At 46.5% G+C, this 13,420-nt stretch carries 11 protein-coding genes; 8 read left to right on the top strand and 3 right to left on the bottom strand.

All coding sequences use genetic code 11. The features are described 5' to 3' along the window. Nucleotides 1–103: 103 nt before the first annotated feature. The 3 genes from FRZ06_01570 to FRZ06_01560 all read right to left on the bottom strand — a co-directional run bounded on the left by FRZ06_01570 (nucleotide 104) and on the right by FRZ06_01560 (nucleotide 4,392). Complete coding sequence (locus FRZ06_01570) at nucleotides 104–1,912, bottom strand: diguanylate cyclase (GenBank protein QOX62129.1); 1,809 nt, start codon at nucleotides 1,910–1,912, stop codon at nucleotides 104–106. Between the two features lie 206 nt (nucleotides 1,913–2,118). Beyond that, nucleotides 2,119–3,270 carry a LysM peptidoglycan-binding domain-containing protein gene (locus tag FRZ06_01565; protein QOX65796.1) on the bottom strand — a complete coding sequence of 384 codons (1,152 nt, stop codon included), beginning with the start codon at nucleotides 3,268–3,270 and terminating at the stop codon, nucleotides 2,119–2,121. Nucleotides 3,271–3,492: 222 nt separating this feature from the next. Then, nucleotides 3,493–4,392, bottom strand: a complete 900-nt coding sequence (locus FRZ06_01560; protein ID QOX62128.1) for a LysR family transcriptional regulator — start codon at nucleotides 4,390–4,392, stop codon at nucleotides 3,493–3,495. Between the two features lie 173 nt (nucleotides 4,393–4,565). Between FRZ06_01560 and FRZ06_01555 the strand changes: the two genes are divergently transcribed. Genes FRZ06_01555 through mobB form a run of 8 tightly spaced genes read left to right on the top strand, consistent with a single transcriptional unit; the run spans nucleotide 4,566 to nucleotide 13,394 of the window. Next, the gene (locus FRZ06_01555) at nucleotides 4,566–5,495 is read left to right on the top strand and encodes a prenyltransferase (GenBank protein QOX62127.1); all 930 of its coding nucleotides are present in this window, start codon (nucleotides 4,566–4,568) and stop codon (nucleotides 5,493–5,495) included. Between the two features lie 36 nt (nucleotides 5,496–5,531). Beyond that, complete coding sequence (locus FRZ06_01550) at nucleotides 5,532–8,213, top strand: molybdopterin-dependent oxidoreductase (GenBank protein ID QOX62126.1); 2,682 nt, start codon at nucleotides 5,532–5,534, stop codon at nucleotides 8,211–8,213. After that, nucleotides 8,177–8,818, top strand: coding sequence for a 4Fe-4S dicluster domain-containing protein (locus FRZ06_01545; GenBank protein ID QOX62125.1), 642 nt, complete (start codon nucleotides 8,177–8,179; stop codon nucleotides 8,816–8,818). The genes FRZ06_01550 and FRZ06_01545 overlap by 37 nt, the downstream gene beginning before the upstream one ends. A gap of 11 nt (nucleotides 8,819–8,829) precedes the next feature. Then, nucleotides 8,830–9,936, top strand: coding sequence for a hypothetical protein (locus tag FRZ06_01540; protein QOX62124.1), 1,107 nt, complete (start codon nucleotides 8,830–8,832; stop codon nucleotides 9,934–9,936). A gap of 58 nt (nucleotides 9,937–9,994) precedes the next feature. Further along, entirely contained in the window at nucleotides 9,995–10,648 is a 654-nt protein-coding gene (locus FRZ06_01535; protein ID QOX62123.1) for a hypothetical protein, read from the top strand. Nucleotides 10,649–10,659: 11 nt separating this feature from the next. Continuing rightward, on the top strand, nucleotides 10,660–11,643 hold the full coding sequence (locus tag FRZ06_01530; GenBank protein ID QOX62122.1) for a polyprenyl synthetase family protein: 984 nt from the start codon (nucleotides 10,660–10,662) through the stop codon (nucleotides 11,641–11,643). Next, nucleotides 11,643–12,887: a molybdopterin molybdotransferase MoeA gene (locus tag FRZ06_01525; GenBank protein ID QOX62121.1), complete on the top strand. Its 1,245-nt coding sequence runs from the start codon at nucleotides 11,643–11,645 to the stop codon at nucleotides 12,885–12,887. Before FRZ06_01530 ends, FRZ06_01525 begins: the two co-directional genes overlap by 1 nt. 12 nt (nucleotides 12,888–12,899) lie before the next feature. Beyond that, entirely contained in the window at nucleotides 12,900–13,394 is a 495-nt protein-coding gene (gene mobB / locus FRZ06_01520) for a molybdopterin-guanine dinucleotide biosynthesis protein B (protein QOX62120.1), read from the top strand. Nucleotides 13,395–13,420: the final 26 nt, after the last annotated feature.

The raw sequence follows: 13,420 nt of genomic DNA, 5'->3' as shown, positions 1-13,420 counted from the left end.
GGGCAACCTCTTTCCCGGAGAGGGCAACCACAAAATAAAGAATCTCCCGGAAAGAAGTGTTCCCCGGGAGATTCTCTTTTTCTATTTCAATATAGTTTTTCCCTTAGTCCATACGTCTCCAGACCCTCTGCTTTAGAATCTGCTCAATAAATACTTTTAATATTTCTGCATCAAATTGTGTTCCTGCACTTCTCTTCAATTCAGCAATTACCTCGGACAAACTGCGGTCATCCCGATAAGGGCGATGGCTTGTCATAGCATCGTAGGCATCCGCAATACTGATAATCTTGGACTGGGCAGGAATATCGCTGTTTTTTAATTGTCTTGGGTATCCCGTGCCATCCACTCTTTCGTGATGATGCAGCACGTAATCTGCAATGGGCGCAAACTCATTTACCGATCTCAGTATATGATATCCAATTTCCGGGTGACGTTTCATATCCGCCCATTCAGACTCTGTAAATTTCCCCCGTTTCGTTAAAAGCCCTTCGTCAATGCCTATTTTTCCTATATCGTGCAGCAATCCAGCCATCTTTAGCTCCCGAACAGAATCTGTGCTCATTTTCATCGCATTACCGATCAGTTCACATAGTTTTGCGACTCGTTCACAGTGAAGCTGCTCCCGTTTATTTTTCTGATAAAGTGTTTTTGTGATCAGCTTGATGGTCTCATTCCGCATGCTTGTACTTTCCGATAGCTTGTTCCGGTACATATAGTCCTCAGCCTGCATGAAAATTTTCCGGATATCCTCTTTCTGATGATGCTTTGTGGCCCAACCAAAGGAGACAGAGCACACGAGATGTTCCTTTTTCTTGTCTGATATGGCGGCTTTGATCCGCTCAATAATTTTCTTAGCTTCTGCTCCGTCAGTCTTTGGGAGCAAAAACACAAATTCATCTCCTCCGATTCTGGCAATCATATCCTCTGATCGGCATTCTTTTTTAAATATTTGAGAAATCTTCTTCAGAAGATTGTCTCCCAGCGAATGTCCGAACGCGTCATTTGTCAATTTCAATCCGTTGACATCCGCAAGAACCAAAGTTATGGGAAGATTCCGTGTGGTGTTAATCCTTTTTAATTCTTCTTCATAAAATCTGCGGTTATATAGACCCGTAAGCTGATCATAATAACTGAGATAGAGAATCTCATCCTCAGCCTTCTTTCTGGCAGAGATATCTTCAATCATGCACATATGGAGCGTTGGGAGGAAATGCGAGGAGCGGAAGGGATTAACTGTCATGTTCACCCAAACCTCTTCCCCATTTGGCCTGACATAGCGCTTTTCCATGGAAAACCCGCTAATTTTATCTTCCAGCAGCAACGATACTCTATACCTGTTTTCCTCAACTTCATCAGGATGAGAGTAGTCAGCCCAATCCATACTCAGAACTTCATCTTTGCGCCTTCCTACGATTTCAGCAAAGCGCTCATTCAGCTGAACAGCTTTGCCAGTTATTGAATCGAAGATCCCGATGCCAAGAGGTGCTTCTTCAAAGATCGTGCGGAACTGCTCCTCACTTCGAACGAATTCATCCCGCAGCCTGTCCTCCTGTGTGATATTCCTTGAGCATCCAACCAGACCCATCAGCGATCCGCTTTCGTCATAAACGATCCTTTTATAATCTTCAAAGACCTCTTGATCCTGCCTAGAGATAAAAAAGCCGCTTTCCTGTCCTTCCAGAATAGCCTTATCATTGGCTATAATGGAATCAGCTTCCACTTTCTCATAAAGATCAATAGCGCTTTTCCCGACGATCTCATCTTTCGGTATCCCTGTATCATCTGAAATACTCTTGTTTGCATACAAATATCTGCCTTCCCTGTCCTTCATCCAGACATCAAAAGGAAGGCTGTCAAGCAGCATCTCTAATCTCTTAATATGTAATAATAATTCTTCCTTCGTGTTTGTCATCTGTCTGCTCCGGGTCTATCCTGCGGATCAGCCTCAATCGTTCAAACTGAGGCAATACGGTAATAAGGAAAAATCTGTATTCTTTCCTTATAATATATCTTTCACTATGACGATTGTCAATGAGGCAATTGAATACAATGTTAAATTTTAAGCGAAAGAAATTATTTCAAGATCAGCCTGCGAAAATAGGCAAACAAAATGTAAGGTTATATCGTACTGGTTATACTTGATACAATATCAAAATTTTCATATAGCAGGGTCCAATTCTGCGGAAAAGGATATCCCAGCACCCAATAGCTGATCCCTTCCAAGCCGTATTCCTTCACTGCATTAAATTTTGCCTGCGCACTTCTGGCATCCTCAAACCATACCTCATGTTCTCTTCCCTCTTCATCTTGATATCGATAATACGGCGATTCCGCCAATTCATCATATTGGATCACCGCATCATAATATACGGCCCGTTCTAGAGCCGCCTGACAGCTTATGGTCTCCGCTTCTCTTCCCTGGATATGCGGAAGCTTCCAGTCTCTGGCGTAAATCTGAAAGCCAAAGTAAAGCTTCTCGCGTGGAATAACCGTTACTGCATAATCCAGCACTCTTTTGATTTGATTTAGAGGAGAGATTGCCTGAGGAGGTCCAAAACGATAGCCCCATTCATAGGTCATCAGGATTACATAATCCATGAGCATTCCATGTACAGGATAATCTATGGCCTCATAGAGCAAGCCTTTCTGGTCAGGGCCCGTCTTGGGTGCAACAGCAGTTGTAATAAAATAACCCTCCCGATGGAGCGCGTCTGCTGCCAGTGCAAGAAAAGAATTGTAGTTTTCCCGGTCTTCCGGAAGAACATATTCAAAGTCAATATTCAGCCCTTGGTATCCCTTATACTTCATCGTAAAAATGATGTTATTCAGCAGATTCTGAATGGATTCTTCATTATTCAGCACGACATTGGCAATATTTTGCCCTTTTACGGTGGCTGAAAAGTTGGTAATGCACATAACCGGCGTTACCTGATTCTCTAGGGCCGCAGCAATGATTGGTTCGTCATCTATAGTCCTTAATCCTCCATTTTCCTTTACAATGTAAGAAAATGGCGTCACAGATGTGAGGAATGGTGCTGTTTCCCTCACAATCGGAACTCCGTTCTCTCCCAAAAAGTAAAGATAGCCGTTCACACTGGCTTCTGTTTTAGGAATCTCCGGTTCTGCAGTGGGTATGATGAGAGACTGCCCCGTCAATAGACGGAACGGATTGGGAAGGCCATTTACCGCAATGATCATTTCCGGGCTCACCTGAAAGTCTGATGCAAGCTGCACCAGCTCATCGCCGGGCTTTACGGTATAAATCAGCATATTAACACCCCTTCTTGGTTTGGGAAGTGCTGATGAGTTCCGTGCACATATCAGAACATCATCCATTGAACCAGCGCTTCCTCAGTATCATAATAATCTATTCCATCGTTAAGAAGGGTATTACAAGAATCCTAGTACTGCGTATTTTAACGGAACTGGATTTAAGAGACGATGTACCAGCCGCTATTTTTAAAGGGTTTAAGTTGGGTCAGCCGGAAAAGATCAGCAAAAATCCATGGTCTTCCGCATCTTCAGATAGTCTAGAAAAGGCTTAAGTCTTGGATTATACTCATTTTCTTTCAGGTAGCAAAGATAGATCGGGTATTCATCATACAGATCTTCTACCACGACCTCTTTCAGGATTCTTGTCTGCAATTCCTTGCTGACAGAGCTTTCGGGAAGGAAAGACATGCCGAATTCCTTGAAGACAGCGGTCTTCACGGATTCGGTGGAGTCCAGTGCCAAAACGACATTAAATTCTTTCAGGCTGCAGCAGAGGCTCTCTGACAGCAGCTTTCTTTCGTTGAATTTGTCATTGAGTTTAATTAAATGATATTGCTTCAGCTCTTCTACCGTAATTCTGTCCGGGACAGGAAAGTTCGAAGCGGCTACCAGAACCATCTTATCTGTTCCGATCTTTACATACTTAATGTCCTGATACTCACCTTTCTGGTGAACATATCCCAGATCACTGATTCCGCTGATAATATTTTTTTCCACAGGGTTGACTGTGCTGAATGTCAGATCCAGATAATAATCCTTAAACTGAGGCTGAGACTTGGCAACATAGACCGCACAGGGCAGCGCGTAGGTAGCCAGGGTGATATTGGAATCAATCCGAATCACCTGCCTGTCGCCAAACAGCTTATTGACTTCTTCAAAAGCCTGATTGTAGATCTTCAGAATGCTTCTCGCATGGGTCTCAAGAATATGGCCCGCATCGGTGAGCTGGACGCCTTTATTGGTTCTGATCAAAAGCTTGTGTCCGAAGGACTCCTCCAGTTTCCTGATCTGCAGGCTCAATGCCGGCTGAGAGATGTAAAGCTGATTGGCAACCTTTGAAATACTCTTCTCATCAGCAACCTTAACGAAAGAGTCCAGACTCTTAATATCCAAAATCATACCCTCCTAACAAATCTCTCAGAAAAGTATACCATGTTTTCAGACGAACTGGGAGAAAAAACTTCTTTGCCATTACTTTTACTTATACCCATAATTAGCTCCTATAGTTCAAAATTCAACGTTCTGTTGCTTATTTTCCCTCAATTTGTTATTTTGTTTTTGGAGGTACTAAAATGGAATGGAAGCGTATATTAAAGGGGCTTGGCCGAATCGCAGGGATCAGAATATGGATTGCCTCTCTGGTTCCCATGCTTGCCGCTGCTGTCATGGCTTATGCGGAAACCGATCGTTTTGAGCTGAAATGGGGTTTGCTGTCAATCCTTGGCATTCTGCTGATTGAAACAGGCAAGCACTGCTTTAATGATATTGTTGATTATAAATCAGGAGTGGATCTTTCCATCGAGCCCGATAAGGTGACGCCCTTCAGCGGAGGAAAAAAGGTCCTTACAGAAGGTCTGCTGACCTTGAAGGAAGCCAAATACATTGGCATCATAACGCTGTCGCTGGCCTCTGCCATCGGTCTTTTTATCGCATACTTTCACGAGCCGGGAGTATTGGTCATCGGTCTTCTAGGTACACTTCTGGCCTGTGCCTACAGTCTCCCTCCCTTTTCGCTGTGCTATCGAGGTCTGGGGGAACTGACTGTGGGCATTACATACGGGCCGTTGATCTTTTTGGGAATGTATCTTGTCATGGCAGGAAAGCTCGATCTGCTTCCGGCCTTGGTTTCCATACCCATCGGCATACTCATCGCCAATGTACTGTGGATCAACCAATATCCTGATTATGAAGCAGACAAAAAGAATAACAAGAGAAACTGGGTCGTCAGACTGGGCAAGAAAAAGGGGCTAAGGGTTTACTCCATCAATTTCATCGCAGCTTATGCCGCATTTTTGTTCATCTCTGTCTACACCGGAAACCTACTATGGATACTTGGTCTTTCCAGCTTTCCCATGGCTTTCAAAGCCTGCCGGATTGCAAGACAGCATTATAATCATATCGGAATGCTGGTACGCGCAAATCAGGCCACAGTCACGATCTATCAGCTAACAGGACTGTCCGTAATCATTGCGGTTATGATTTCGGATCTCTGTCTGAAATAAATTGTAGCGTTCTTAAGGAACTGCAAAGGAGGCAATATGTTCAAAAAAAGGAAAGGCGCCTACGACAATGTTCTGTCGGAGGTGGATTTCAACGAAAATGTTTTTGGTTATTCCACCTACCAGTGGCAAAGCAGCGATCCTTCCGTGGAAGGTGATCAGCAGGTTCTCCACGGGCTATGCCGTATGTGCATGCAGGGAGACTGTGCTACCTCCGTTCATCTAGAAGATGGTGTGGTCGTCAAGGTAGAAGGAAGGGAAGTCCCTCCTAACTACGGCAGTCTGTGTCCCCGCGGCAATTCGGCCACGATGAATCTGTATAACCCCTATCGCGTCAAGACACCTCTGATCCGCACGAATCCGGAAAAGGGTCTGGAAATCGATCCAAAGTGGAAAGAAGTCAGCTGGGAAGAAGCACTGGACTATACCGCGAAAAAGCTAAAGGAAGTCCGTGACGAAGATCCGAGAGGGCTGGCCGTCTGTGAAGGCTGGGGAAATAGGGAAACCATCATGCGAATTCCATTTCGACTCGCATTCGGCTCACCCAACGAAATCGGAGCCCATGGCTCGCTCTGTACGGTGCATTATGGCACAGGCTTAATCCATGGCAATTTTCCTATTTCTGTCGTTGATCTGGAGCACTGTGACTATCATATCACACTTGGAAGATCCATCGGGCCCAATATCGCCACCGTTCCCGGTACGAGAAAGCTGACAAAAGCACTGAAGCGCGGCATGAAGCTGGTGGTTGTGGACCCCAGATCCTCCTACGAGGCCGCCAAAGGCGAGTGGGTACCCATCAGGCCTGGGACAGATCTCGCATTTTTGCTGGGTCTTGCTCATTCCATCATTTTCGATGTTCAGAAATATGATATCTGGTTTCTGAAAAACAGAACCAACGGTCCATATCTCATCGATTCCCAGGGAGATTACCTGAGAGATGAGGAAACGGGCAAGCCCATGATGTGGGATCTGACTGACAGTCAGGCAAAGACCTTTGACGCGGAATTTGGAGAGGTTGCCCTTGAAGGAAGCTTTTCTGTGGGCAAAAAAGAAGTGAAGACCGGTTTTCAGCTGATCAAGGAAGGCTTCCTAGAATATACACCGGAATGGGCGGAATCCATCTCTACTGTACCAGCGCAGGATATCCGAAGAATTGCAGGCGAATTTATCGAACATGCGAGAATCGGAAGCACCATTGAGATTGAGGGCTTTCAATTTCCTTACCGGCCGGTTTCCGTCAACACTGAGCGGAATGTTATGAACCACCGAGGCGGAACCTATTCAGACCTTGTGGCAAAGATCATCAATATGCTGGCAGGAGCCATTGAAGTTCCGGGAGGCTGTCTGGGCTGCGGTTACAGAGGTCCCCAGGCACTGGCGCCGGGACCTGACGGTACGATGATGCCAGGCTATGAGGCCAAAGACAGACCCTTTGTCTTCCCTCCTGATATTGGGATGCATACCTTCTATCCCAACAGCCATACCACCCCCCATCTGGTAGCTCACGCGTTATCCGACCCTGAAAAATACTACCTTACATACGAGGTAAAGGCATGGCTGAATATCGGCGGAAACATCATTAAGTACAACGCAAATCCCGAGCAGTATGTCAATATGATGCGGAAGATACCGTTTAGTGTTTCCATTGCTTACCATATGGATGAGCCGACCATCATGTCCGATGTGGTTTTGCCGGAGCACAGCTTTATGGAACGCTCCAGAGTGGCTCCCTTCTGGCCTCAGCATCAGGCTGCGTCCTATGAAGTTCACGCGCTGCAGATGCTCCAAAGGAGGCAGCCAGTAAAGCCGATTTATAACACCATGCATGTGGACGATATCTTTACAGAGCTGGCCGAGAGAATCGGCATCTTGTATGGAGAAAACGGCATGTACGATTATCTGAATAAGGACGTTGATTACATCATCAAGGAAAATGGTCTAAATCTGAGAGAACCTTACCTCCTTGACCTCAATCAAAAACATACTCTGGCTGAAATTCATGAGCTTCAGGTTAAGAGCTGGAAATTCGGAGAAGGCGAAACCATGGAAGATTTGGAGCGGGACGGACATATCGCCAAGTGGCAGCCCAAAAAGACGGCATACAACTACTATTACCATCCAGGAAACCAAACACGCCATGAGTTTTATATCATCAATCTGAAAAAGACAGCGGATCAGCTCAGGCAAAATCTCGAAAAGCATCAAATTCAGTTCCCGGGCGTGGAAGATGACAGCCTTGTTTTTGACCTCTATAAGCCAGTTCCCTATTGGGTTCCCAGTTCAGAATTCGGCGTATCCGAAGAATACGACCTGTGGGCTATTAACTGGAAAACCCCTTACTACTCTTCCGATATCGGCGGGGTTGTAGGGAATCCCTGGCTTGCAGAAATCTATAAAAAAGATCCCTGGGAGGCAGTCATCTGTCTGAACAGTGCAACTGCTGAAACAAAAGGCATCAAGGACGGCGACCGGGTAACTGTAGAATCCCGCTACGGAAGTCTGGAAGGGCTCGTGCGCATTTCTGAACTGTTCCACCCCGATGCGGTGGGAATTTCCGGTGCTTATGGTATGGGTACCGCCCAGAGCAATCCACTGAGCAAGGAAGGCCCTCTGTTCAACCGTCTTCTGACCACAAAGGAAGATACACTGGACAGTGTCAGCGGCGGAATCGAAATTGCTCCATGTGTAAGACTGATCAGAAAAGGAGGATTGTCGTAATGAGATACGGTATGTTGATTGATTTGACAAAATGTGTAGGCTGCAATGCTTGTACTGTCGCCTGCAGAAATCATAACGGCACGCCTTCCGGCGTCAGCCTTCACAAAATTATGAAATACGAGGTAGGGAGATTCCCTCATTCCAAGATGAAATTTCTTCCCATGCCCTGTATGCAGTGTGACAACGCACCCTGCGAGAAGGCATGCCCGATCGGAGCAACTGTTAAACGCCCTGGCGGAATTGTCGAAGTGCTGGCAGATCAATGCATGGGCTGCAGGGGTTGTGTGACCGCATGTCCTTATGACTCAAGACAATTCGTATGGGAAATCAAGAACTACTATGAGCAGGCTCCCGTCACTTTATTTGAAAAGAAGCGCCATAAGGAATATCAGCAGGGCACGGTGGTTAAGTGCACCTTTTGCCTGAATCGGCTTCAGGAGGGTCTGGATCCTGCCTGTGTAACAACCTGTCCGTCCCAATGCCGCGTTTTCGGTGATCTTGACGATCCGTCCAGCGATCTATCCAAAGCAATCGCCGCAGGGAATGCCCGCCCTTTCCGGGAGGATCTTGAAACAAGTCCTTCCGTATATTACATCAACGGTTAGGAGGAGAAGAGATGAAAAACGAATTGATGATACTGATCATCCTTTGTTTCCTTGCCCTTGCAGGCGGCGCTGCCATTTTGCGTCAGCTGCTCCAGGGCTTTCGGAAAACCAATCTGAATGATCATTATGTGTGGGGAATTTATGTACAGGGTTGTTTTTACCTCTCCTCTCTGGCTGCGGGAATTCTGATGATCCTCTCGGCAGCAATTCTACTGGGGGTAAACGGTGCAGAACGTCTGGCAGAGACAGGCAGTATCTCTGCTTTTTCCCTGCTTTTAGGTTCTCAGATCCTGCTTGGGGTTGATCTTGGAAAGCCTTCCCGAGCATTACTCATGATAAAAAGCAAAAACTTTCACTCCCCGCTTACGTGGGATTTTTATACCTTGGGTTTGGCTACTGTTTTGAGCCTGGTCTTCTTTCTTGGGATTCTTCCCGAGGCAAGAGGAATCACGCTGGTCTGGGCACTCCTTTGCTTGATTACCGCAAATCTCTGCCTGGCAGTACACACCATGTTTTTCCTGTCCAGAACAAAAGGAGGCTATCAGACCAACGCCTTCTCGGGGCTGGAAACACTCATCTCAAGCCTATTGGGCGGTACTGCCTTTCTGATTCTCACAACATCTGCAAGCGGCATACAAGCGAGCGCTGGCGGCATACAAACGAACGCCGGCGGCATTCAGACGTTCCTGCCCGCACCCGGCATCCAGGCGTTCCTGCCAGAGCTGCTGCTGATTCTTGCGGTGCTTCTGATCGGCGCCTCAGCTTCCCATAAAATCGCCCTCCTCAAGCAGAACCATCAGGACAGCAAGGAAGTCATCATCTTAAATCTGCTCATCATCCTGCTCCTTTTGGCAAAACAGCTTACGGAGAATTTTTTGTCATCGAGTTATGTGCTCTCCTTGCTCGCCGCTGTTCTTTCACTGGTCCTGGTCTTCATCGAGAAGTTTAACGCCGTAATTCTCCCGCAGCAGCAAAGCATGATACCGGAACCTTACAGTCAGTTTCAGGATAAGTACAGGTACCGTCCATCGCCAAAGGAAATTCAGGTTCTGATCGGCTGCTTTGCAATCTGTGGCTTTGTCGGTTATGGAATGCTTTATCTCAAAGCAGGATTCTAGAGAGAATTAATCCAAATGCTTTGCACAAGGAGAGACTTAGAATTCAAAGGAGTTACATATGCCAGATCATAAACACAATACAAGAATCGCCCTATGGAGGGGGAACATATACGGGTTTTTGACAGAAGCCTTTATCCGCCTGCCCAACGAAGAATTCATCCAAAGAATCACAAGCCCGCAAATGCAAACCTTTCTGGAGCAACTGCAAAAGCTGGATCATGCCAAAGTTCGGAAGGGGATCGGAATGGCAAGAGACTTCCTGAACGAGCTTGGTTCTGAGAACAACCATCGCATTATGGAAGAATTGGCTGTGGACCGTACCAGACTCATCCGCTCTGCAGGCAAAGGAAAACTAAGAGCCCCCTATGAGGGTCTCTATAAAAAGAAGGAAGACACCCATACAATTATCCTGAGTGTAAAAAAGTTCTACAAACGCATGGGAATCATGCCGATAAGCTATGCCAACGACTCCCCTGATTTTTTCTGCACCGAACTGGACTTTATGAAACAGCTCTGCCTTATGGAGGCAGAAGCACAAAATGGCCTCAGCGACATAAAAACCATCGAGAGAGAATTTTTGAATCAGCATCTTGGCAGCTGGATCGGAGATTACTGCAGCGCAGCTGGCGAAACCGCCAAGACCGGCTTTTACAAGGGGCTTCTCCTAATTCTTGAGGGCTTTGTCGAGCTGGAGCAATCATATGATAACTAGGAGATAAATCGATGCTGGATAGCTTAAAGAAAAACGAAACACTTACCCTACGCATGCGCAGGGTTGAAGAAATCATGTACAACCAGGTCAAAAGCAGGCATAATAATGTTCAGGAGACTTTAATCGCTATGATCGGTTCCGGAGGAAAGAGACTGCGGCCTGCGTTTCTTCTCCTTGGATCGGATTTCGGGATGGGTCAGAATGATGAAATTTATGAGACTGCGGCAGCTATTGAAATGCTGCACATGGCAACGCTGATTCACGACGATATCATCGATGAGGCGCTTGTCAGAAGAGGGATTGCTACAGCCCAGTCAAGATTCGGAAAGGACTATGCCGTATTTATGGGAGACTTTCTTTTGAACAGGAGCTTTCACCTCATCAGCAAAGGTTCCCATTCTCAGGAAGCTCTGCGGGTCATGGATCAGATCTTTTACGGAGAAATGCTGCAGTACAATAATCGTTATTCCAGAAATGCCAGCATTGCCCGTTACATACGAATTGCTGCAAACAAAACTGCTTCCCTCTTTGCCGTCAGCTTCTACCTTGGCGCGAAAAGCTCCGGCTGTGATGACTATTTATGCAGAACATTAAAAAGGATCGGCTACTATTTTGGAATCGCCTTCCAGATCATTGACGACATTCTGGATTTTACTGCCAGCGAAGGATCCGCGGGAAAAAGTGTTCAAAATGACATTAAGATGGGGTTCTACACCCTGCCCGTTATCTATACCTCCCTGATAGATCATGGACGGATTTGGGAGCTGATTGATTCTGCTGATTTCAATCAGCTCAGTCAGCATATTGAAACAATGCACGGAATCGACAAAACCGTAGGTCTGGCAGAAGACTATCTGAAAAAGGCAAATCGTCTGCTGAAAAAACTGCCTGATAACGATGCAAAAAAACCAATATCAGACATACTGAACGGCCTGGAGCATACGCTGATGTTATCTGTTAATCCAACGATCAAACGCGCTTCCGGGTTGTCATAATGGATTCCTGCGAAAGGAGAAAAGAATCGATGAAAACAAAAGTAACATTAGAAGAAGCACAGGAAATGCTCACATCACGGGTATCCCCATCCCCTGACGAGACGGTGCCCTTGCTCTTAGCACATCAGAGAATTCTAGCACAAGATATTTATGCGCCTATCGACCAGCCGCCCTTCGATCGCTCGCCTCTGGACGGCTATGCGCTCAGAGCCGCAGACACCCGTGGCGCAGAAGCTGCCAATCCCGTCCATTTGGAAGTAATCGAAGAAGTTTGCGCCGGGAGCTGTCCACAGCGAGAATTAAGTGCGGGAACAGCTTGCAGAATCATGACAGGAGCCCCGATCCCCAAGGGTGCCGATTGTATCATACGGCAAGAGGACACCTGCGAATCCGAGAACCGCGTAACCATCATTCAGCAGCTGTCCCCAGGAGAAAACTACTGTTTTAAGGGGGAAGATATCAAAAAAGGAAGTCTCTTATTAAAAGAAGGCGCCTTGCTGAACTATGTAGGAATCGGCATTCTTGCCAGCATGGGGTTCCGTGAGGTTCCGGTTTACCGCTTACCGAAGATAGCCGTTCTCAGCACCGGGGATGAACTGACAGATATCGGAAGTGCGCTTTCTCCCGGAAAAATTTATAACAGCAATCTTTATACCATTGGTTTGCGGCTTAAGGAGCTTGGGATGGAACCACTGCTGCTGGACAGCGCCCCCGATGAGCTGGATCAGCTTTGCGAAGCCATATCTGCAGCAATCAGAAACTGCGATATCCTCATCACGCTTGGTGGTGTATCCGTAGGAAAAAAAGACCTGCTGAAGGATGCGATGAAAGCACTCGGAGCAGAGATCCTCTTTTGGAGGATCAACATGAAACCTGGAACTCCTGCGCTCTGCAGCATCCTGGAAGGAAAACCGGTGATCAGCCTTTCCGGCAATCCGGCAGCCGCAGCAATTACCTTCGAGCTGCTCACAAGGCCCGTCCTTTCACTTGTTTCCCATCGTAAGGATATCGACCTTCAGAAAACAGAAGCGCTTATGGAAACACCCTACCCGAAAGAGAGCTCAAAAAGAAGGATGCTCAGAGGGAAATTGATTCAGCAAGATTGCCGGGAATTTGTGGAACCGGGAAGCAAACATTCTCCCGGTGTTTTAAGTTCCTTTTCAGACTGCAACTGTCTCATTGATATTCCAGCAGGAACGTTGGGGCTTGAGAAGGGGCAGAAGGTTACCATATTCAAATTGTAGGAGGCTACGGCTATGGCACCGATCATTTGCATTGTTGGAAAAAAAAGATGCGGAAAGACGATCCTGATCGAAAAACTAATCAAGGAATTCAAAGCCAGAAACTATCGAATTGCTACGTTGAAGCATGATACACACGGCTTTGACGTAGATCAGCCCGGCAAGGATACCTGGCGTCACACCCAAGCCGGCGCAGACAGTGTCACAATTTCATCTCCCCACGGAGTCACTATGATGAAAAAGGTTGACCTGGAATGGAATATTGACCAGCTGATGGATCTAAACACAGATGCAGATCTGATCATTGCAGAAGGCTTTCGCCTCAGCGGCAAACCAAAAATCGAAGTGGTCTGGTCCGGCAGATCCAGAGAATTGCTTAGTGCTCCAGAGGATCTGATCGCAGTGGCATCCGATATCCCCTTCCCCTTTGCAAATGTGCCGGTATATCATATTGATGACGCTTTTTCCGTCGCGAATATTATTGAAGAAAAAATATTAGCAGAGCGTTAATTAGACGGATAATTTATGGATGGTTT

The sequence above is a fragment of the Clostridiales bacterium genome (genome assembly GCA_015243575.1).
Taxonomy (GTDB): Bacteria; Bacillota; Clostridia; order Peptostreptococcales; family Anaerovoracaceae; genus Anoxybacterium; species Anoxybacterium hadale.
The sequence above is the reverse complement of the archived record's forward strand: the minus strand, read 5'-3'. Positions and strand labels throughout refer to the sequence as shown.

Bases quoted from the DNA above. Each gene is read 5' to 3' on its own strand.
- FRZ06_01570 (QOX62129.1), bottom strand. From the start codon at position 1,912: ATGACAAACACGAAGGAAGAATTATTATTACATATTAAGAGATTAGAG.
- FRZ06_01565 (QOX65796.1), bottom strand. From the start codon at position 3,270: ATGCTGATTTATACCGTAAAGCCCGGCGATGAGCTGGTGCAGCTTGCA.
- FRZ06_01560 (QOX62128.1), bottom strand. From the start codon at position 4,392: ATGATTTTGGATATTAAGAGTCTGGACTCTTTCGTTAAGGTTGCTGAT.
- FRZ06_01555 (QOX62127.1), top strand. From the start codon at position 4,566: ATGGAATGGAAGCGTATATTAAAGGGGCTTGGCCGAATCGCAGGGATC.
- FRZ06_01550 (QOX62126.1), top strand. From the start codon at position 5,532: ATGTTCAAAAAAAGGAAAGGCGCCTACGACAATGTTCTGTCGGAGGTG.
- FRZ06_01545 (QOX62125.1), top strand. From the start codon at position 8,177: ATGTGTAAGACTGATCAGAAAAGGAGGATTGTCGTAATGAGATACGGT.
- FRZ06_01540 (QOX62124.1), top strand. From the start codon at position 8,830: ATGAAAAACGAATTGATGATACTGATCATCCTTTGTTTCCTTGCCCTT.
- FRZ06_01535 (QOX62123.1), top strand. From the start codon at position 9,995: ATGCCAGATCATAAACACAATACAAGAATCGCCCTATGGAGGGGGAAC.
- FRZ06_01530 (QOX62122.1), top strand. From the start codon at position 10,660: ATGCTGGATAGCTTAAAGAAAAACGAAACACTTACCCTACGCATGCGC.
- FRZ06_01525 (QOX62121.1), top strand. From the start codon at position 11,643: ATGGATTCCTGCGAAAGGAGAAAAGAATCGATGAAAACAAAAGTAACA.
- mobB (QOX62120.1), top strand. From the start codon at position 12,900: ATGGCACCGATCATTTGCATTGTTGGAAAAAAAAGATGCGGAAAGACG.